At 47.1% G+C, this 20,458-nt stretch carries 19 protein-coding genes; 1 reads left to right on the top strand and 18 read right to left on the bottom strand.

All coding sequences use genetic code 11. The features are described 5' to 3' along the window. Window position 1: 1 nt before the first annotated feature. The 15 genes from lgt to secA all read right to left on the bottom strand — a co-directional run bounded on the left by lgt (window position 2) and on the right by secA (window position 15,822). The gene (lgt, locus tag ACYVR3_RS02450) at window positions 2-853 is read right to left on the bottom strand and encodes a prolipoprotein diacylglyceryl transferase (RefSeq protein ID WP_054736359.1); all 852 of its coding nucleotides are present in this window, start codon (window positions 851-853) and stop codon (window positions 2-4) included. 52 nt (window positions 854-905) lie between these two features. Beyond that, window positions 906-1,862, bottom strand: a complete 957-nt coding sequence (gene hprK / locus ACYVR3_RS02445; protein WP_057152402.1) for an HPr(Ser) kinase/phosphatase — start codon at window positions 1,860-1,862, stop codon at window positions 906-908. A gap of 66 nt (window positions 1,863-1,928) precedes the next feature. Then, entirely contained in the window at window positions 1,929-2,288 is a 360-nt protein-coding gene (locus ACYVR3_RS02440) for a phage holin family protein (RefSeq protein ID WP_054736319.1), read from the bottom strand. 10 nt (window positions 2,289-2,298) lie between these two features. Next, window positions 2,299-2,601: a PspC domain-containing protein gene (locus ACYVR3_RS02435; RefSeq protein ID WP_461242984.1), complete on the bottom strand. Its 303-nt coding sequence runs from the start codon at window positions 2,599-2,601 to the stop codon at window positions 2,299-2,301. Window positions 2,602-3,044: 443 nt separating this feature from the next. Next, entirely contained in the window at window positions 3,045-3,707 is a 663-nt protein-coding gene (gene phoU / locus ACYVR3_RS02430; protein ID WP_054736324.1) for a phosphate signaling complex protein PhoU, read from the bottom strand. Window positions 3,708-3,728: 21 nt separating this feature from the next. Further along, window positions 3,729-4,484, bottom strand: a complete 756-nt coding sequence (pstB, locus tag ACYVR3_RS02425) for a phosphate ABC transporter ATP-binding protein PstB (RefSeq protein ID WP_054736328.1) — start codon at window positions 4,482-4,484, stop codon at window positions 3,729-3,731. A 9-nt stretch (window positions 4,485-4,493) separates the two neighbouring features. Then, window positions 4,494-5,324, bottom strand: coding sequence for a phosphate ABC transporter ATP-binding protein PstB (gene pstB / locus ACYVR3_RS02420; protein WP_054736329.1), 831 nt, complete (start codon window positions 5,322-5,324; stop codon window positions 4,494-4,496). A gap of 28 nt (window positions 5,325-5,352) precedes the next feature. After that, on the bottom strand, window positions 5,353-6,240 hold the full coding sequence (gene pstA / locus ACYVR3_RS02415) for a phosphate ABC transporter permease PstA (protein WP_461242983.1): 888 nt from the start codon (window positions 6,238-6,240) through the stop codon (window positions 5,353-5,355). After that, entirely contained in the window at window positions 6,237-7,163 is a 927-nt protein-coding gene (gene pstC / locus ACYVR3_RS02410) for a phosphate ABC transporter permease subunit PstC (RefSeq protein WP_461242982.1), read from the bottom strand. The genes pstA and pstC overlap by 4 nt, the downstream gene beginning before the upstream one ends. Further along, window positions 7,156-8,043 (bottom strand): phosphate ABC transporter substrate-binding protein PstS family protein, encoded by an 888-nt coding sequence (locus ACYVR3_RS02405; RefSeq protein WP_461242981.1) that lies wholly within the window; start codon window positions 8,041-8,043, stop codon window positions 7,156-7,158. Before ACYVR3_RS02405 ends, pstC begins: the two co-directional genes overlap by 8 nt. Before the next feature lie 592 nt (window positions 8,044-8,635). Next, window positions 8,636-10,045, bottom strand: coding sequence for a two-component system histidine kinase PnpS (pnpS, locus tag ACYVR3_RS02400; RefSeq protein WP_461242980.1), 1,410 nt, complete (start codon window positions 10,043-10,045; stop codon window positions 8,636-8,638). After that, entirely contained in the window at window positions 10,038-10,757 is a 720-nt protein-coding gene (locus tag ACYVR3_RS02395; RefSeq protein WP_054736334.1) for a response regulator transcription factor, read from the bottom strand. The genes pnpS and ACYVR3_RS02395 overlap by 8 nt, the downstream gene beginning before the upstream one ends. 67 nt (window positions 10,758-10,824) lie before the next feature. Continuing rightward, entirely contained in the window at window positions 10,825-11,979 is a 1,155-nt protein-coding gene (locus tag ACYVR3_RS02390; protein ID WP_054736336.1) for a PDZ domain-containing protein, read from the bottom strand. A 257-nt stretch (window positions 11,980-12,236) separates the two neighbouring features. Next, window positions 12,237-13,353, bottom strand: a protein-coding gene (gene prfB / locus ACYVR3_RS02385) for a peptide chain release factor 2 (protein ID WP_156301754.1) whose coding sequence is annotated in 2 segments (ribosomal slippage) — window positions 12,237-13,292 and window positions 13,294-13,353 — 1,116 coding nt in all. Because the reading frame shifts where the segments join, the coding sequence is not laid out codon by codon here. Window positions 13,354-13,458: 105 nt separating this feature from the next. Further along, window positions 13,459-15,822 carry a preprotein translocase subunit SecA gene (gene secA / locus ACYVR3_RS02380; protein WP_054736340.1) on the bottom strand — a complete coding sequence of 788 codons (2,364 nt, stop codon included), beginning with the start codon at window positions 15,820-15,822 and terminating at the stop codon, window positions 13,459-13,461. A gap of 521 nt (window positions 15,823-16,343) precedes the next feature. On the opposite strand from secA, the gene ACYVR3_RS02375 reads away from it, so the two are divergent. Next, window positions 16,344-16,811 carry a hypothetical protein gene (locus ACYVR3_RS02375; protein ID WP_461242979.1) on the top strand — a complete coding sequence of 156 codons (468 nt, stop codon included), beginning with the start codon at window positions 16,344-16,346 and terminating at the stop codon, window positions 16,809-16,811. Window positions 16,812-16,958: 147 nt separating this feature from the next. Here the strand turns inward: ACYVR3_RS02375 and hpf are convergent, their stop codons facing one another. The 3 genes from hpf to ACYVR3_RS02360 form a co-directional block, all read right to left on the bottom strand. Then, window positions 16,959-17,513 carry a ribosome hibernation-promoting factor, HPF/YfiA family gene (gene hpf / locus ACYVR3_RS02370; RefSeq protein WP_054736346.1) on the bottom strand — a complete coding sequence of 185 codons (555 nt, stop codon included), beginning with the start codon at window positions 17,511-17,513 and terminating at the stop codon, window positions 16,959-16,961. A 463-nt stretch (window positions 17,514-17,976) separates the two neighbouring features. Beyond that, window positions 17,977-18,324, bottom strand: coding sequence for a DUF1492 domain-containing protein (locus tag ACYVR3_RS02365; RefSeq protein WP_461242978.1), 348 nt, complete (start codon window positions 18,322-18,324; stop codon window positions 17,977-17,979). Beyond that, complete coding sequence (locus tag ACYVR3_RS02360; protein ID WP_461242977.1) at window positions 18,305-18,685, bottom strand: hypothetical protein; 381 nt, start codon at window positions 18,683-18,685, stop codon at window positions 18,305-18,307. The genes ACYVR3_RS02365 and ACYVR3_RS02360 overlap by 20 nt, the downstream gene beginning before the upstream one ends. Window positions 18,686-20,458: the final 1,773 nt, after the last annotated feature.

The following is a 20,458-nucleotide window of genomic DNA, read 5'->3' as shown; positions in this document are numbered from 1 at the left end:
GTTAACGCTCCTTGTTTTTTGCCAATTTGGCTTTTTTAGTGAATGGATTGCCATCAAGATACATCGGTACTTGGCTTCCCAGCCGGCGCCGATAAACAATAATGGCGATCGCCCCAACAAATAAAACAACTGAAAGTAGCTGTGATACACGAATCGTGTTAAATAACATCAAACTATCCGTTCGCATGCCTTCAATGAAGAAGCGACCGAATGAGTACCAGATGACATAGCTTAAAAAGACTTCTCCCTGTTTAAACAGGTCCTTGCGGTGCCGTAACGTCATCAAGACGATAAACCCGAGAATGTCCCAGGTTGATTCGTACAGGAACGTCGGTTGCCGGTAAGCGCCATCAATTAACATTTGCGAAATGAGCCAGTGGGGTAAGTGAAGGCCTTGTAGAAAGCTCAGACTGGTGATCTGACCAAAGGCTTCCTGATTCATAAAGTTGCCCCAACGGCCAATTCCTTGGGCCATGATGACGGTTGGCGCTGCAATGTCTAGCATCAGCCAAACTGGGATAAACCGCGACCGGCAGAAGAAGTAAACCACTAGTCCTGCCCCGATCAACGACCCGTAAATCGCGATTCCACCATCCCAGATTCGAATAATTTCACCAAGATGTTGGCTGTAGTAAGGCCATTCAAACGCCACGTAGTACGTTCGCGCCGCAATAATTGCAACGGGTAACGCCCACAAAATCATATCGTAAATATCGTCCGGATCAACGCCGCGTCGCTTGCCTTCTCGGACTGCCAGTGTCACCGCAATAATAACGGCACTCGCAATAAACAACCCGTACCAATGGACCTCGATGGGGCCCAAATGAAACGCGATCGGGTTTAACGCTGCCATGATTCCCTGCAAGGGTGCCACCTCTTAACTTTTCCATGAATTAAATTTAAAATCAAGCTTTTTTACCTGACTTATTTTTCTTTGAATTCTGTTGAATCAGTCGGTTCAAGTTTTCATCGAAGACTTTGGTTGCATCGTAACCCATTGAGCGCGCCCGGAAGTTCATTGCAGCCGCTTCAATGATGATGGCCAAGTTCCGTCCAGTTTTAACTGGAATCGAAATCTTTGGCACGACAACGTCGAAAATCTTTTGTGTCTCATCGCCGTTACCCAGTCGATCAAACCGCTTATCCGGTGACCAAGCTTCTAGGTGAACGATCAGATCAATATCGGTTTCACTCCGAACGGCGCCGGCACCAAAGAGGTTCATGACATCGATGATCCCGATTCCGCGAATCTCCAACAAATGAGCCAAAATTGCGGGGGCTTCTCCAACCAGGGTCTGTTCGTCTTGTTGGAAGACTTCAACACGGTCATCGGCAATCAGCCGGTGCCCACGTTTAACCAGTTCCAACGCCGTTTCACTCTTCCCAACACCAGAGTCACCGGTAATCAAAACCCCGACCCCGTAGATATCAACCAGCACACCATGCAGTGACTGGCGTTCAGCCAACTTGCCTTCAAGGTAGTTGGTCATGTTACTCAACACCCGCGACGTCGTCATCTTAGTTCCTAAAATGGGAATCCCAGATTCCTTAGCCGCCTGTAAAAGTTCCTCAGGTGGTTCCAATTGCGTTGAAATCACAAAGGCCGGTGTTTCTGGTTGACACATTTGTCGCATGACATCTAACAACTCATCATGCGACATGCCCTTTGCAAAGGATGTTTCGGTGATACCAAGTAGTTGAACCCGCTTAGCTGGGTAGTAGTTAAAATACCCCGTTAATTCAAGTCCCGGTCGTGAGATATCACTCGTGGTAATGTCCCGGTCGTCCAACAAATCCTCGCCGTAATAGACGTCTAGACGAATATTATCGACTAAATCGGCAACGGTTACACTTTCTGCCAAAGCTGTCCCTCCTTCAAATCGTCAATCGCTGATACCAGTTTAACACGTTTTCACGTTAAATAGCTTTTAATCCGATCGATCTTGATGCCCAACGTAACTCGATAAAATGGCGTTACAAAGTGACATCAAAACGGCAATCAGCATGGACATGCCAAACGATGAGAATCGGAAGTTCGCCCCAACAAAAAACGACGTTAGTTGCAACATCAAACCATTGATTACAATACTAAATAAGCCAAGGGTAATTACCGTAATTGGTAACGATAATATCATTAAAATCGGCTTCACCGCGGCATTTAAAAGTGCCAACACTAGGCTTGCCAAAAGTGCGACCCAGACACTCGACACATAAAAATCCGCTTTAAAGAAACCAGCGAGTGCCATAAATAAAACTGCGTTAATGATGATTCTTAGCCAAAATTTCACTCAAATGACCTCACTTTTTATCGGAATCCTCTTCGGTGACATCGTGGAGTTCCTTACGCGTCGACTGATCCGTCTTCGGACCGCCAAACCCGCCGAAAAACGAAGACCGTTGCGTATCAACGTCATCGTGAATCAACACCGTCAACAAGAGGTAAATCAACAGGCCAAAGACAACGTGTCCCGGAAAAATCGTCAATATCACAAAGATGATCCGAACCAACGTTGCATCGATTCCAAAGTATTCAGCAATTCCGCCCAATACCCCGGTCAAAATCCGGTTGGACGACCGCTTTAAACGTCGTTTTCCTTTCACTAGTATCACCTCATTTCTGCTTAATTCTCCCACTTAAAGAATAGATAAAGTTGGGGCTTAACGCAAGTGTTTTAGTGTAAGTGTGCGGAGCGAGGCGGTCAGAAGGCGGCGTGTAACGGGCTCTAAGGTAAACTACCGGGTTTTGGTAGTTTGGCTTAGAGCCCGTTACACATAGCCTTTTGCCTCGCGCAGCACCATTCGGCGTGGTGGCCAGAAAGCGCGTGGTTGACAAGCTTCTACAACTTCAGGAGTCCTAGAAATAACAGTTTAAGTGGCGCCGAATTTTGTAGTCTGAACGAGCGCTTTTCAATGCGGCTTTGGCGAGCGAAGCGACGACAAACAGCCAACACCAAAATCGCACCCAACCCTTACACTGGACATAATCAACAAAACCCGACCAACCAAAATTGGCCAGTCGGGTTTCATCCGTCATTAAAAACGATTTATTGCATTAATTTCAATTCAACGATCTTACCCGTCTTCAAGTAAATAATCCATTCGCCGACGTTGATCATATAGTCCGCGATGCGAATTAAATCGGCTGCAACTCGGTTATACGTGATTGCCGCAACGACGACTTCTGGATCTTGCTGAATCTGACCATAGCTTTCACGAATGATCTCGTTGCTGTAGTCCGCCAACTGACTGTTCAGCGTTAATAAGTCACGCGCAGCTTGTTCGTCCTTATCAACGTAAGCCTGAATGGCATTTTGAACCATCTTCATCGTTAGCTGACCCATTTCGGCCAACTGACTTTCAATCTTAGCTGCCCGGGTCTTGCCCTTCACTTCAATCGTGGAATGGGCAATGTTACGTGCATGGTCCCCTGCGCGTTCCAAGTCGGATACAGCTTTAAGAATCGTCACCACTTCTCGTAGATCAGTCGTAACGGGCTGGTAAAGCGCAATGATCTCAAAGGATTTGGCTTCAAGCTTAATTTCACGCTCGTTGATAGCATGGTCGTTATCAATAATCGACTGTGCCGCCTGGCGATCGTGGTCAATAAAAGCGGCTACCGACTGCTGAATGACGTTGCTGACCAGCATCCCCATTTCGGTAAAGCCGTTGTCTAACTTATCTAGTTCTTCTTCAAATAAACGTCTCACTGGGTCTCCTCCTTCGTGGGGTTAGCCGAATCGGCCACTAATGTAATCTTCAGTGGCTTTTTTAGCTGGGTTCATAAAAATCTTTTTCGTATCATCAACTTCGACAATTTCGCCATCCATAAAGAAGGCAGTGCGATCCGCAATCCGAGAAGCTTGCTGCAGATTATGGGTCACCGTGATGATGGTGTAATCGGTTCTTAATTTTAACAAAGTTGATTCGATCTGACTACTAGAAATCGGATCCAGGGCACTGGTGGGTTCATCCATCAAGATAATCTCTGGCGAAACGGCCAACACGCGCGCAATGCAGACCCGCTGTTGCTGCCCACCTGATAGCGATAACGCGCTATCGTGGAGCTTATCCTTTACTTCATCCCAGACCGCGGCCTGCTTCAAGCTCGTTTCAACGATGTGATCCAGTTCGTCACGCTTCATCTTGCCCGCAATATTCAACCCAAAGGCCACGTTATCGTAAACGGAAAACGGAAACGGGTTAGGTTGTTGAAACACCATACCGACTTGCTTTCGAAGGGTTACCAAATCGGTCTGCGGGGCATAAATGTTTTGCCCCTTCAATTTAATATCTCCCGTCACTGTAACGCCCGGAATCAGATCATTCATTCGGTTAAGGGTTCGCAAATACGTCGATTTACTAGATCCAGATGGCCCAATCAAGGCCGTGATGCCCTTCTCTTCAAACGAGAGGTCGATACCTTTTAAGGCTTCTTTTTTACCATAGTATACGTGCACGTCATGAGTCTCTAAAATGGTTGTCATCGCGTCCTCCTAACCGAAATCGCCGGCGACATAGTTGTTGGTCAATTGGACCTTCGGCCGGGTAAAGATCTTTGATGTGACGTTATACTCTAACGCACGACCCAAGTTGAAAAATGCCGTGTAGTCGCTGATACGCGCCGCCTGTTGCATGTTATGGGTCACAATAATGATCGTGTACTGATCCTTTAACTGCGTCAACGTTTCTTCTAGTTTACCAGTTGAAACTGGATCCAGGGCACTGGCGGGCTCGTCCAGCAGTAAAATGTCCGGTTTAACGGCGACTGCTCGTGCGATACAAAGGCGTTGTTGCTGACCACCTGATAGTGCTAAGGCACTCTTATTCAGGTCATCTTTCACTTCGTCCCAGAGTGCCGCTTGCTTCAAACTGGTTTCGATGATTTCGTCGAGTTGTTGTTTGTCGTTCATCCCCCGACGCCGAAGGGCAAACGCAATGTTTTCGTAAATGGATTTAGAAAATGGATTGGGTCGTTGAAACACCATCCCAATTCGACGCCGCATCTCGTACACGTCGATTTGGGGTTGGTTCACGTCAACGCCCCGGTAAAGGATCTGGCCGGTCACTCGGGCGACACCGTCATTCATCCGGTTCAGCGACCGTAAATAAGTCGACTTACCAGAACCGGATGGTCCAATCAGCGCCGTGATCTGGTGTTCAGCAAACTTTAAATCACCTTCGTGCAAGGCCTCGTGGTCACCGTAGTAAACGTGTAGGTCCTTGGTTTCCAGAATGATATTAGTATCGTTTTTTAGGCTTGGATCAACAATGTTGCGTTCCAGCCATTGATCGCCAGGATGTGGGCTAGTTGGATTAATGAGCATGGCGGGTCTCCCTTTCTCAATCGGTTAATTATTGGGCTGCAGTTAATTTCTTAAAAAGTCGTTTACCGACGAAACGTGCTAGCAAGTTGAAGATGAGGACTGCAATCACCAACACGGCTGAGGCACCGGAAGACACATCCTTTGCGTCCGGCATAATGCCTTCAGAGTTAATCTTCCAAATGTGAACGGCTAAGGTTTCAGCTGGACGCATTGGATTTAACGGACTGGTGAGGTTAAACGGATTCCAGTCGGTAAAATCAAGCGCGGGCGCACTTTGCCCCGCCGTAAAGATGAGGGCGGCAGCTTCCCCGAAGATTCGGCCGGCACTCAAGATGACCCCAGTCAGGATACTTGGTAGGGCAGCTGGCACGATGATTCGGGTGACCGTTTCCCACTTGGAAAGGCCTAAGGCGAGGCCGCCTTCCCGCTGGGCATTTGGTACCGCGGCAAGTGATTCTTCGATGCTTCTGGTTAATAGTGGTAAGTTAAACAGCGTCAGTGCAAAGGCACCGGATAAAATTGAGAACCCGAAGTCAAACCGGACCACGAAGATCAAGAAACCGAATAATCCGACAACAACGGATGGTAACGAGCTCAAAATTTCAATCGCCGTGCGAACTAGGTTCGTGACCCAGTTTTTCTTGGCATACTCATTTAGGTAAATTCCGGCACCAAGCGCGATTGGAAATGAAATCAGCATGGTTAACAATAACAGGTAAAACGAGTTAAAGAGTTGAATACCGACCCCACCACCGCTGGTAAAGGCCTTCGCTGGTGTCGTTAAAAAGTGCCAGCTGAGTGATGGCAAACCACTGATAATAATGTACCCCAATAGAAGTGCCAGAATTAAAACGATGGTCCCGGCAATGCCATAAAGGGTGCCGATTGCGAGTTTGTTAGCTGTTTTTGGATTCATTTCGTCATGGCTCCCTTCCGACCGATCAACCGGATAACCAGGTTAAAGATCAGCGACATCGTTAATAGGACTAAGGCAAGTGACCACAGGGCGTTATTTTGCATCGAGCCCATCACCGTGTTTCCGATACCAGTCGTCAGTACCGAAGTTAACGTTGAGGCTGGTGATACTAGGCCACTTGGCAGTAACGCTGCGTTCCCGATGACCATTTGAACGGCCAGTGCTTCACCGAAGGCCCGCGCCATCCCAAACACGATTGCAGTTAACATCCCCGGTGTTGCGGCTCGCAGCACCACTTTATAGATGGTTTGCCACTGCGTTGCCCCCAGCGCTAAGGCCGCTTCACGGTAAAATCGTGGTACCGAGCGGAGCGCATCGACTGTCATTGATGTCACCGTTGGTAGGATCATCACGAACAGCACAAACGTCCCTGACAGAATCCCGAACCCGCTACCGCCAAACAAATGACGGACAGCGGGAACGACAACGGTCAACCCGATAAACCCATACACAACGGAGGGAATCCCCACCAGTAATTCGGTCACTGGTTGGAGAATTTTAGCACCCTTCTTAGGCGAAATTTCAGTCATGAAAATGGCTGTGCCAATCGCGAACGGCGTTGCCAACAAGGCTGACAAAATCGTCACAATAAACGACCCAGCAATCATTGGTAACGCGCCAGCTTCAGGCTTGCCATTGGCATCCGTTACACTCGGGTTCCAAACCTTCCCGGTCAAGAAATCAACGATGTTGACGTGGTTACTAAAGAAGGTTGACAGGCCCTTAGACGCAACGAAGATGATGATGGCAAATACCGCCAGCGTGATAATCATCAGGGCTAAAAAACTGATTCCCTTCCCAAATTGTTCCAAGCGAGCCGCCTTTGAACGCTTTAATAGCTGTGCTTTTAACTTTTTATTCATGTGCGTCCCCCACTTGCTTGACTGTCCCATCAACATCCCGCGTAATGTGCATCTCTGACATCCCAATGTAGCCCAGTTGATGAACTAACGTTGTTTGAATGTGTGGTGATTGAATATACTTAATAAATTTTTTCGTTAAGGCATTCGGTTGTTTGCCCGTATACATGTGTTCGTACGACCAAATTGGCCAGCGATTCGTTACGACGTTCGCATCCGTTGGCGCCACGTTGTTCAGCGTAATGGATTGGACCGTGTGATCCACGTACGAAAAGCCGACGTAACTGATTGCGCCTGGCGTGGTCGCAACAATTTGACGAACCATCCCAGATGAATCCTGTTCCTGAGCTGGCAAGCTTTGGTGTTCCTTTAATGCCCAGCGTTCAAAGGTTGAGCGCGTTCCACTCCCCTGTGCCCGGTTTAAAATCACGATTTTTTGGTTATGGCCACCAACTTGTTGCCAGTTGGTCACCTTTCCCGTAAAGATTTGAATCAGTTGTGACGTCGTTAAATGCGTCACACCCGTTTTTTTATTAACGATCGGCGTAATGCCAATCACCGCCACGCGATGATCCTTTAACCGAGTCGCAGTGATGCCCTTTTGTTCTTGAGCAAAAACGTCAGCGTTCCCAACGTCAACGGCCCCTTCTTGAACCTGACTTAAGCCGGTCCCAGAGCCACCACCCTGCACATTGATAAAGGTGCCAAGATGTTGACTAGTGTAGTCTTCACCAGCTGCTTCGACCAATGGTTGTAGCGCCGTAGAACCTACGGCGGTAATCGTCATATTTGTTTTATTAACATGTCGGGTCTGGTAACCCCAGCTTCCGAACCCAATCAGGGCAACAAGTAACAGTAGTTGTAACCACCGCTTTTTTGGCATGTCCGTTCCTCCCATATCCGCTTTCAAGAACTACTATATCAAGTCAATGTAAAGGTTAGGTACAGTTCTTTGTAAAGGTTATGTAAAGGTAGCGTGTGAAAACCGGCGTTTAGAAGGTGGTATGTAACGGGCCATCAGTGAAGCTACCGGGCTTGGGTAGCTTTACTGATGGCCCGTTACATATTAGCCTTCTGCCGGTTTTCACACGTTTCGGCGTGGCTGCCTTAAGTCCTCATAGATGACAACTAGCATTCACTTCAGGAACCCCAAGAATTCCAAGCCAGTTCAAGCCGAAAATTCGTTGCCTCATACTGTTAAATCCAATCACCCAACTAATACCTTACTATGCCCCGTTACATGTTAACCTTCTGCCGGTTTTCACACGTTTCGGCGTAGTGGTCTTAAAGCGTCATAGTCACCAATAATTACTCATCTTAGGAACCCCAAGAACGGTCAGTCAACTCAAGCCGAAAATCTGTTGCCTCAAACTGGCCGTTGCCTAAACTGTTAAATCCAATAGTCGCCCAATAAAAAAAGAGCCAAACGGCAACTCACCGTCCAACTCTTCAACATCTTACTAGCCAATCTCAATCTAATTCGCCGCCATCGACTCAGCATCTCCAGCAACCGTCACCGGAAACTGCACCGTAAAGGTACTCCCGACCCCACGTTGACTCGTCACGCTGATTTGACCATTCAGTGACTTTACCAACTCCGACACGATTGCCAGACCAAGCCCCGTTCCGCTAACCACTTGTTTATTACGGGAAGGATCAACGCGGTAGAACCGCTCGAAGATCCGCGCCTGTTCTGCCTGCGCAATCCCGATACCGGTATCCGTCACACTCAGCGACCAGTTGGTATCGTCCGCTTGGTAAGCGACCGTTACTGAGCCGCCTTCCCGGTTATATTTGATGGCGTTTGACAACAGGTTTTTAACGATCTGGGTCAGTTTCTTTTCATCCGTGTACTGTTGCGCCGTAGCGGGTACTTGGTCAATAACCCGCAACTGTTTCATCGCCGCCAACTGCTGCATGACGTTTTCCTGTTCAGTGACCAGCGCGGCCACATCAACTTGCGTCCGATTCTGCGTTGACACTGACTGCGACTCAATTCGCGAAATCGCCAACACGTCTTGAATCAACTCCGTCAACCGACGACTTTCCCGTTGAATGATACCTAAAAACTCGGTCAACGTTTCTGGATCGTCCTTCGCCCCAGCCAACAACGTTTCTGCAAAGCCCGAAATGGCCGTCACTGGTGTCTTTAACTCATGGGACGCATTGGAAATAAAGTCCATCTGCATCTTTTCAACGGCGTAAATTTCCGTCACATCGTACAACAACACTAAGATTTGGAAGAAATCCTCAGTGGTTGACGTATACACCACCGAAGCTTCCACTTTTTTATCAGTTGGTACGTTGGTCAGCGTCATCACCCGCCGCCGAGACTGCTTGTCATTGATGACTTCGCCAATCAGTGAAATTAATTCAAACTGATGAATATCCTGCGAGTACGGGTGGCGTCGGGGGCTAATTTCGGTCTGCAAAAATTCCGCCATCGCGGCATTTGCCATCTCAACCTTTCGATACCGGTCGATCACCATCACGCCGATTGGCAAATAAGCCAGCAAGAGCCGTAATTCTTCAGTCTGCTGATTCATTTCCCGAAGTAACTTTTGCTGGTGAGTCTGCAATCGATTGATCGCCATTGCGAGTTCGTAATAGTCATCATCCGTCCGCAACAAAATATGGGCGGGTTCCTTATCATGAAGCATCCCCTCAACCTTGTTGGTCATGGAGATCACGGGTTGCTGTCGATGACGAAATAACCAGCTGACAACCGCTAATTCACCAGCAGCAACCAACAGATTCAGCAACAATAACCCCCGAAGCTGACTCCCAGTCAACTGATGGCCAATCAACACTTCGGTCACGATAAAACCAACGATCACGTTGATCACAAATAATTCAATGAAGCCCAAACCAAACCGTTTAATCATTTTGCGGTGCCTCAAAGCGGTAACCAAACCCCCGAACCGTCTTCAAATAAGCTGGATTCTTAGGGTCCGTTTCAATCTTATCCCGTAAATGAGAAATATGAATATCAACCATCCGGGATTGGCCGGCATAGTCAAAGCCCCATACGCCTTCAAGCAACTGATCGCGTTTTAACACTTGATTTGGTCGCTGCACAAGGTAGAGTAACAACTCAAACTCCTTAGGTGTTAGCTTGATTGGCCGTTGATCGATCATCACACTGACGGTATTGGGATCCACTTCGATTCCACCAATTCGAATCACATCATCATTGGCCGGCATTCCGGCACCAGTCGTTGCAACACTAACCGGTTGCGCGCGCCGTAGCACCGCCTTCAACCGCGCAATCACTTCCCGGGGACTAAAGGGTTTCGTGATGTAATCATCCGCCCCAAGTTCCAACCCAAAAATTTTATCAAATTCATCCGTTTTAGCCGTAATCATAATAATTGGTGTGCTGACCCGTTCTTGACGCAGTTTCTTAGTCACTTCCACGCCATCAAGTCCGGGCAACATCAAGTCGAGTAAAATTGCGTCAAAGTCGTCGTTCATCGCTAATTGAACTGCTTCAACGCCGTTGGTTGCAGTGACGACCTCGTAGTTCGCCGCTTTCAGATTATAAGTCAGTAACGTTACAATTGCCGGTTCGTCATCGACAACTAAAACTCTTTGCATAACTAAATCCTCCCCGGGGTCCGATACACATCAGCCCCAATCCTCTCTTACGCCAACATCTCTTATGCTAATCTCTAAAGACAACAATGCCAATTTCATGCGGTGCACCAGCGAAAATCGCCGTTTCGGTTACTTTTAAATCCCCTTGTGGTGTTTGAATCTTCAAATGACAATAAGTCGGGTTAATCAGCAACGCCTTGTAGAATTCACTTTCAGAATTAACGGGTTGTTGATTACACGTGACAATGATATCGCCCACCGAAATCGTCATCTTCGCCGCGGGGGTTTCCGGTTTAACGCCTAACACCCGAACGCCTCGGTCAACTTTCGAGAACCAAAACGATTGCCGGCGGTCTTGCCAACGCGTCCACAGTAGCACCAGCAGATACAACAGGTACATCCCCAGCACAACCGGTAAGAAGCTACCCTTAACCAAGAACGTCAGGCTACTCAAAAAGATCCCTAAAACACCGATGCTGATCAACCACTTCGCCATTCGGCTTAGTCCAGAACGGGCCGTTTGCTTGAAGAAGGTCAGTCGCAATCCCAGCAACAGTGGCAAGAACAGCGGCGTCACTGTGTGCGTGCCGTACGCAAAGACTGGCCAAAAACTCAGGTGACTAGTAATCCAATCACCAGGCACAAAAATAAGGGTTGGCACCACTAATAATTCGTTAAAGCGGTAGCCAGCGATCAACTTCCCCCGTTTTTGGGCAAAGATCTTTGGGGCGGCAAACTTACCCCCGGTTCGGGCAACCCAAACGCCCATGATAATGAGTGCGATCACAAACAACAACAAGAGATCGATCAGTGGTGTCCGGCCACCGTCGAGCCCGAATGGTTGACCAAGCGCCGCCAGTTGCGTCCCAAAGTCTGACTGCCCGAACTGGTCGTACAACAGCGCCGTCACAACCAAAATCGTCATCGACAATCCCGCTGCTGGTCCAATCAATACGCCGATCAACGCCACACAACTGTACCCGATGACCCAAGCCACTGGTAATGTCAGTCCTAACACGATCGAAACGATGGAGGTAATCAGCCCATACAACAGGCTAAGTAGCAGGTAATGCCGAACTTCAAACTTGTCCCCGTACACTGCACTCCCAAATGATTTGCGCTCCGTCCGAATGCGCTTATCAGCCGTGAACCATTCTCGTAATAATCCGCCCCACCAAACTGGTTGTGCAACCAGGGTGAGAATCAACAATCCAATTTTCATCCGCAGACACCTATTTCCCATCAAGTCTTTAATTGCAGTATAGCATAAAATGGACCGCTTTCTTTACCTGAAAAATGCGGAGGAGCAATTCTCATTTATTTCTGCCAATCCAGCACCTCTCAAAGCCGAATTGGTTCGGTTCGCTGAACACCCGGTGTTCGTTCAGGTCCCAGACTCTGCTTGACACAGTAAAAATCACGTTGCCAACTTCAGAATCGAAATCGACAACGTGATCGTCTAACACTATAAATTTCCTATTAATCTGGATTAGCCTGTTCCAACTGATACTGCAGGTAAGCATTAATAAACGGATCTAAATCGCCGTCCATCACCGCTTGCCCGTTCCCAGTTTCGTAGTTGGTCCGGTGATCCTTGACCATGGTATAGGGATGGAAGACGTAGGAGCGAATTTGTGAGCCCCAGCCAATTTCTAATTGGTCGCCTTCAAGTGCCGCCTTTTCCTTGGCCTTCTTTTCTTCTTCCAGTTCGTACAACTTGGCCTTCAACATGTTCATCGCCGTTTGCCGGTTTTGAAGTTGTGACCGTTGCGCTTGACTGGCTACAACGATCCCCGTTGGTTCGTGGGTGATCCGAACGGCACTGGAGGTCTTGTTGACGTGTTGGCCACCGGCCCCACTCGCCCGGTAAACGTCTACTTTCAAGTCGGCCGGGTTAATGTCCACTTCAACGGAATCATCCAGTTCAGGTAACACATCGACAGACGCAAACGAGGTGTGTCGCCGACCAGCCGAATCAAATGGTGAGATTCGAACCAAGCGGTGAACCCCTTTTTCAGAGCGCAAATACCCGTAGGCATTATGCCCCGAAATCAGCAACGTTACGCTGCTGATTCCGGCAACATCCCCCGGTTGATAGTCCAACGTTTCCACCTTAAAGTTGTGCTGTTCTGCCCAACGGGTGTACATCCGCAGCAACATTGACCCCCAGTCCTGGGATTCAGTGCCACCAGCCCCTGGGTGAATTTCGAGAATGGCGTTGTTGTGGTCGTATGGGCCGCTTAACAGTAGATTCAGCCGATACTGTTGTAACTCTTGTTGAAGCTTTGCATAGTCTTGTTCGACTTCCGCCTGCATCTCGGCATCCGGCGCTTCTTCAAGCAGTTCAATGGCCACTTGGATGTCATCCAATTGACTGGTTAAGGACTCATACGAATCAACCTTGGTCTTCAACTGGTTGTTTTCATCAATGAGCTTCTGGGCCGTTTCCTGATGGTCCCAAAAGCCGGGTTCTGCCATCTTGGACTCGTTGATCGAGATACTCTCGTTGAGGGCATCTAAGTCAAAGAGACCTCCCAAAGCCGGCGATTTCATCCGCAATGGCTTTTAATTGACGTTTAATGTCGCTTAGTTCCATTAATCATCACTCCATAGGTTGTATTTTTTTGATAAAAAAGTGGGGTACCGAAAACTGACGTTTACGCTACCCCACCTCCTAACGATCTTTAATTAACGTCACGCATTAACGCGTGATGTTTTGACGAATCTCAGACTTCATGAATAATCGGGTAGCATCGTAATCGATGTCGGCAATCATTTCTTCAAACATCCGGTAACCGTCTTGTTGGTATTCAACGAGCGGGTTCAATTGCCCGTAACCACGCAAGCCGATTGATGTTCTCAATTGGTCCATGATATCGATGTGATCCGTCCAGTGGGAGTCAACCACTCGTAAGATAACCACTTTTTCGAATTCCAACATTTGAGCTGGATCGTAAAGTTGTTCCTTCTTTTCTTGGTAAACCCCTTCGCCAAGGTCCATCAAGACCTTCTTGATTTCATCAGCGGTCTTGTCCTTAAAGTCGTCTAACTTGACCTTATCTGGGCTAACCAGTGCTGAAATGGCAAAGTCGAGAATCGTGCTTAAGTCCCAATCCTTTTGTTCACCCTGCGTATGCAGGTTAACCACGCGGTCAATGGTCCGTTCGATCATTGGCATGATGACCCAACGCAATGAGGTTTCTTCGTTGATGATTTGGTTCCGTTGGCCGTAAATAACTTCACGTTGAGCCCGCATCACATCATCATATTGCAGCACGTTCTTCCGGGAATCATAGTTGTTCCCTTCAACCCGCTTTTGCGCAGATTCAACTTGCTTACTGATCATCCGACTCTTGATGACGGCATCTTCGCCTTCAACGTTCATCCGTTCCAAGAAGCCCTTGACCCGGTCAGTCCCGAATCGACGCATCAAGTCGTCTTCAAGTGACAAGTAGAACTGAGTCAAACCAGGATCCCCTTGCCGGCCAGAACGGCCACGCAATTGGTTATCGATCCGTCGTGATTCGTGACGTTCAGTCCCTAAAACGACTAACCCGCCAATTTCACGGACGCCCGGTCCAAGCTTGATATCGGTCCCACGACCGGCCATGTTGGTGGCGATGGTAACGGCACCACGTTGACCGGCGTTCATGATGATGTCGGCTTCCTTAGCATGGTTCTTAGCGTTCAAGACCACGTGAGGAATGCCGGCTTGGTCCAACATCTCAGACAGATATTCAGACGTTTCAACCGCCACAGTCCCGATCAACAATGGTTGACCCTTTTCATGGAGTTCTTTAATTCGGTTAGTAACCGCCTTAAATTTAGCTTCCAAGGTTGGGTACAAGACATCTGGTTCATCGATCCGAATAACGGGTTTGTTGGTTGGCACTGAAATAACTTCCATGTTGTAGATCTCACGGAATTCTTCAATTTCAGTCCGCGCCGTCCCAGTCATCCCGGCAAGTTTGCTGTACATCCGGAACAAGTTTTGGTAAGTGATGTTCGCCATGGTCTTGGACTCTTCTTGAATGTCCACGCCTTCTTTGGCTTCAATGGCTTGGTGCAAACCGTCAGAGTAACGACGACCTTCCATTACCCGTCCAGTAAAGGAATCAACGATCTTGACTTCACCGTCATCGACCACGTAATCCTTGTCCAGCAGCATAATGAAGTTGGCCCGCAAAGCTTGATCCATATGGTGGGTCAAGGCTGTGTTGTCCGTGTCGTAGAGGTTGTTTAAGTTGAAGTATTTTTCAGCTTTGGCAATCCCTTCTTCGGTTAAGGAAACACTCTTTGATTCCAAGTCGATCTTGAAATCAGTGTCTTCAGTTAAGGTCTTGGCAAACCGGTCCGTCCGTTGATACAACTGTGACGTGCCTTCCGCTTGACCTGAAATGATCAATGGCGTCCGGGCTTCATCAATTAAGATGGAGTCCACTTCGTCGACGATGGCGAAGTTCAGTGGGCGTTGCACCATATCTTCTTTGTAAACGACCATGTTATCACGGAGGTAATCAAACCCGATTTCGGCGTTGGTTGAGTACGTGATATCGGCGTTGTAAGCGTCACGCTTATCTTCTGGTGACATTTCGGTCAAGTTCAACCCAACGGTCAAGCCCAACCAGTTATATAATTCACCCATTTCAGTAGCATCACGAGATGACAGGTATTCGTTAACCGTAACCACGTGAACCCCTTTGCCAGACAAGGCGTTTAAGTAAACGGGCATCGTGGCGGTCAAGGTCTTCCCTTCACCAGTCTTCATTTCGGCAATGTTACCTTCATGAAGCACGATCCCACCCATGATTTGAACGTGGAATGGGTATAACCCAAGGACCCGCTTGGCACCTTCCCGGGCAACCGCAAAGGCTTCCGGTAATAAGTCGTCCAGCGTTTCACCATCTTGGTAACGTTGCTGGAATTCGGGTGTTTTGGCTTTTAATTCGTCGTCTGATAGATCGGCGTATTCGGATGAATAGTTATTGACTTTATCAGCCAGTTTACTGATGCGTCGAAGTTCGCGCTTATCGCTTTCGACCCATCGTTTTAAAATATTGGCCATACTAAATTCCCTTCTATAGTGCGAGTTTTCATTCGGATGATTAATCCTTTAAGTCTAAATTGATTGCATACCAACTGCTAGTTTAACATTTCTAGGGTAGATTGAAAACTCATGTTAACTATTATAATTGATAAATTTTGGTGAGAACGGTTACAGAGTGTAAAATGGGGGCGCTCAGAAGGTGGTGGGTATCGGCGGGGAAGCTGAAACTCCCGGGCCTGGAGTTTTAGCTTCCCCGCCGATACCTGCAACCTTCTGCCCCATTTCACACGTTTCGACGCGGTGGCCAGAGAGAGCGAACGGAGCCCAGCTTCAGTACGTGGATGACTTGCGGACAATAAAAGCACGAACCAAGTCGAAACAAACGTCGGCGGAATGAGCGTCGCTGGCATGAAAGTAATAACTGCGGCGCACACACTTCTACCCACAGGTTCAAAATTATCAAAAACTTTTCCAACCGCTGCCAAATACTGCTGTATACTAAACTAATCACGATCACATCACCAACAAAAGGAGCTCCCATGAAACTCACCCACCTACTCGCAACCACCACCATCATTACCGGTTGCGCCCTACTACTCACCCCAGCATCCGCCAACGCCGCCACCAAGTGGCATAACGGCACACCAAAAGCCATTCGTGGCAACTGGTACCACAACGGCAACAACAAAGCCTACCTGACTTACACCGCTACTAAGAGCATCGGCAACGTATTTGATAAATCAGATGCCGACAATACCTACTACAAAGAGATCGGCTACGGCCTTAAAAATATCAAATACAAGCAACTTAGCAAACGGGTCTACGAACTGACCGGCATTCAATACTCGCCTACGGGCACGAAGGTGCAATTCGACGGCCAGCGGATGACCTACAAAGTGATGGCCGTCAGCAAGACTCAACTGCACTTCTACAAGGGTGGGTATCTGAAATATACCAGTACACCAACCTTTAAAATTGTGACTTCAAACCATACCTTTACGGATTAAACCACAATCTCTGGGAGCATCGCTCTCGGAGATTTTTTATTTACTCTGACAACCTTAACCGAACATCGTTTCCGCCACACCAAAAAATCGGAACCGGTCTCAAACAGACCAACTCCGATTCTGATTTACAGGTTATTCAATTGAAACTTATTCTTCGCCGGCTTCAATTAAGCCATAGCGGCCGTCGTTACGACGGTACACAATGTTAACGCCTTCGGTTTCGGCATCTTCATAGATGAAGAAGTCGTGACCTAACATGTCCATTTGTAAAATGGCCTCTTCGTTATCCATTGGTTTCAAAGATACGCGCTTTGTCCGAACGACTTCTAACTTGGAATCTTCGTCCTTAGCAGCTTCTGGTGCTTCTGGCGTAAATTCAAAGTTCTTGAAGCCCTTTTCACGGGACTTACGGTTGATCTTTGTCTTATACTTGCGGATTTGACGCTCTAGTTTGTCGGTAACCAAATCGATACTTGCGTACAGATCTGGCGAAGTTTCTTCGGCTCTCAACGTCAGGTAAGGCAGTGGAATCGTAACTTCCACCTTAGAATCCTTGTTTTGGTATACCTTTAAATTAACGTGAGCAGTCGAATCAACGCTTTGCTCAAAATACTTTTCAAGCTTACTGATCCGTTTTTGAACGTAATCTCTGATAGCTTGAGTAACCTCGATATTTTCACCACGAATATTGAATGTGAGCATAGAACTTCTCTCCCTTCCACACAAACAAAAGCTAGTTTAAGCAAGTATGTTACCTCAGCTTAATGGTTGTTTTGTTTATAACTTTATTATAATAGAAAGCGCTACAATTAACAAGCTGAAAACGTTTAAATATCCACACCACTCTAAGCACTGGTGTATCAGCATTCTTCAAAATTTACGTTTTCTCATTACACCCTCGAAATAACCTAATGGCATTCAAAAGGGCATTCAAAAAGGCATTCAATTTCATCACATAATGAACCATCAATTAAACCAGTGGCGGTACGGATGTGAGCTAGTTTTGGCTAGCTCTTTTTTTATGCTATTTTTCAGCTAATGGCATTCACTTTTGGGACGTCCCCGGGACAACCAAGTGGCAACCATGGGACTGCAAAAAAAGACGCCACCTAATTTCAGTAGCGTCCTAGCCTGATCGCAATCGGCTAAATGTGATAATCATGTCCTAGTAATTATACCACTGATGGTACTCAGCGCTACCATCGAAGTAGGCGTACACCTTTCTCATTACCCGCTGCTTACGACAATAGAATGTAGCATGACTGATATTAAGCTCAGCCATAAGCTGCTTGTTACTGATCCGGTCTAGGTAGTGGCCTTTAACAATTGATAGTTCATCCGTATCAAGTACGTTAAACACGCCCTCAAACATTGCCATATAGCTCGCACCCAACGTTTTAATTCGGTCAATCCGTTCACCGTGCATATCGTCTAAGTCATGGCTACCGGCATGGGTCATCAATCGCACCCGTTGATAGTCATGAACTACTCGCTCAAACTGTTTGAGATTCATACAACACCCCCTGAGCATCCGTTCGCTGATACCAGCCGTTGAAGTCGTCATTCTGTTCTAGGTACTGGCCTAGTATCAAGCACGCCTTACGCTTCAACCGGTAATACTGATCCACACTAATACCCATGCACTGACTAGCTCGCACTCGGCTGTAATGCTTAATATAATGCAACGTGAAAGCCTTTAGCTGCCGTTCATCTAGTAAGCCGAAACCACCGCTCACCATCGCTACAATGCGTTTAGCTGGGAGATAACCGCTGTTAGGCATTATCCCATCGTTTAGATAACCATTGCCTGCTTGAACGAGTATGTAAGCCTGCCGATAGTCATCAAGCACCGTTTTAATCTCATCGTACTGCATTCGCTCACCGCCTACATAAAACAACAGGCCACCCCGCAAGGTAGCCCGCTATCATCTAATTGTACGCTAACAAAGCCAATCTAAATTAATTGTATTTGTTACTTGCATTATACATCTAGTATGGTCATCTTTCACGACTTCAAAATCCATACTTGGATTCTGATAACTCAAAGCTCAATGTTGAGTTCTGATCCTACTTGTTTCAGCTCTCCAAAGCTATGCTAAGCTCTCCTGAACGGCGTAACGACAGCAACGGTAATAGCTGGTTAAGTGTCTAAGTTTAACTTAGGGCGTCATGAATCACATCAATACGGATGCACTTTAAACATGGACAAAAGTAGACAAGTGGGGAACTTTTACGATTGTTCCAACACGCAACTACACTTGATACACCAACGCTTATAACGATAAGTTCATAGCTCCGTTTGTCCTACTACACAAACCTTAGCAAAACTACCCAACCACCTACCCGAAACCTACCCATTTTTTGGTTGTCTACCTCGTTAAAACCTCGGTACTTTTCCCCGGCTTCGGTAATAAGTCGTCGCCCGGGTACCTTGTTAGAACCTTGTCATTTTAAACTGGTCGAAATTGACGGGTTTAGAATGCCTTTCTGCTGGCCTATTGAAACAGCCAACAAAAGCCAACATGACGGGGCTATTTATATTTGATACCTTGCCAAAACCTTACCAGTTGATAACGACACACCTTAGTTAAACCTTAGTAGCTTTCGGGACACCTACTTAATTTCTGCTAATAGTTAGTTTCACTCCTGAATTCTCCTGAGTGAGTGCAATCAGCATCTGAAATATCAACAATTCTCTCAGCAAAAAGGGTGCACATCTTGGGGAATCTTGGAACAAAAAAATGCACCCCTTCGTACTTAAACCGTGCACCGCATCCGTTAAAACGTTCCTTTTCAGCGCTCCTTTTCGATTAGGAACGCTCCTATTGAACGCTCCTTTTCAGACTGCAACAAAAAGTGCAACACTGTTGCAACGCAACACGCAACAAAACGCAACGCTGTTGCAACAAGGATGCTAATATTCTGCGTTTTCTTGCCGATCAACGAACACAATAAGTTCCCGAAATCTTAGCAATTCTTGATGCAAAAAGGGTGCAGTAAGTCTCTGAAATCTGAGCAATTCTGAGCGTAAAAGGTTGCAACAAGGCTGCTGAAATCTTAGTTATTCTTAGTCTAAAAGTGCGCAACAACGGCCTCAAATCTTGTGAAATCTTGCAATTTAAGGGTGCACCCTTTTTGAGCTTTAGGGTGCAGTATGGGTGCACCCGTTTACGATTTAACTGCACCCTTTTTGTGTGCACACCTTTTTCATTTTGTGTGCAACCTTCGCATACAGTTTTGAACGCAAAAAGTTGCAACCATCGACGCTAAAAATACCATCATCGTTGCAATATCTCGGTGTTCCTTTTCGATTAGTAACGTTCCCTTTGAATGGTAACGTGAATGGGTATCTGTCCGTGCATTAACGCTATCATTCATCATCACTCGTGTCAGGGTTTGCAAGGGTGGCGTTACTAAATAATCTTAGGCTTTCTTAGGGTGTACGTTACCCAATTAATACTAGCATTTACTAGCATCTGTACCCGTAAATACCAGTATCACAGCGACTTCAACCGTCCCTATACCGCCATACGTTGACTGCAACGTTTGTTGCGACACTGTCCCGCTTTGTCTCACTGAGTGTTGCGCACCTTCACACCGTAATTGTTAACTTTTGTTAACTGCCTATTCGTTAGAGAAGTTCTATA

The sequence above is a fragment of the Secundilactobacillus muriivasis genome (assembly GCF_054785195.1).
Note: the sequence above shows the minus strand (reverse complement) of the source record. Positions and strands in the feature narration are given on the sequence as shown.

Coding starts and splice junctions, on each gene's coding strand:
- secA (WP_054736340.1), bottom strand. CDS start 15,822: ATGGCCAATATTTTAAAACGATGGGTCGAAAGCGATAAGCGCGAACTT.
- ACYVR3_RS02360 (WP_461242977.1), bottom strand. CDS start 18,685: ATGCAGTACGATGAGATTAAAACGGTGCTTGATGACTATCGGCAGGCT.
- pstB (WP_054736329.1), bottom strand. CDS start 5,324: ATGCTCATTAATCCAACTAGCCCACATCCTGGCGATCAATGGCTGGAA.
- ACYVR3_RS02390 (WP_054736336.1), bottom strand. CDS start 11,979: ATGAAAATTGGATTGTTGATTCTCACCCTGGTTGCACAACCAGTTTGG.
- ACYVR3_RS02395 (WP_054736334.1), bottom strand. CDS start 10,757: ATGCAAAGAGTTTTAGTTGTCGATGACGAACCGGCAATTGTAACGTTA.
- ACYVR3_RS02405 (WP_461242981.1), bottom strand. CDS start 8,043: ATGCCAAAAAAGCGGTGGTTACAACTACTGTTACTTGTTGCCCTGATT.
- pstC (WP_461242982.1), bottom strand. CDS start 7,163: ATGAATAAAAAGTTAAAAGCACAGCTATTAAAGCGTTCAAAGGCGGCT.
- lgt (WP_054736359.1), bottom strand. CDS start 853: ATGGCAGCGTTAAACCCGATCGCGTTTCATTTGGGCCCCATCGAGGTC.
- ACYVR3_RS02365 (WP_461242978.1), bottom strand. CDS start 18,324: ATGAATCTCAAACAGTTTGAGCGAGTAGTTCATGACTATCAACGGGTG.
- pstA (WP_461242983.1), bottom strand. CDS start 6,240: ATGAATCCAAAAACAGCTAACAAACTCGCAATCGGCACCCTTTATGGC.
- ACYVR3_RS02375 (WP_461242979.1), top strand. CDS start 16,344: ATGAAACTCACCCACCTACTCGCAACCACCACCATCATTACCGGTTGC.
- hpf (WP_054736346.1), bottom strand. CDS start 17,513: ATGCTCACATTCAATATTCGTGGTGAAAATATCGAGGTTACTCAAGCT.
- pnpS (WP_461242980.1), bottom strand. CDS start 10,045: ATGATTAAACGGTTTGGTTTGGGCTTCATTGAATTATTTGTGATCAAC.
- pstB (WP_054736328.1), bottom strand. CDS start 4,484: ATGACAACCATTTTAGAGACTCATGACGTGCACGTATACTATGGTAAA.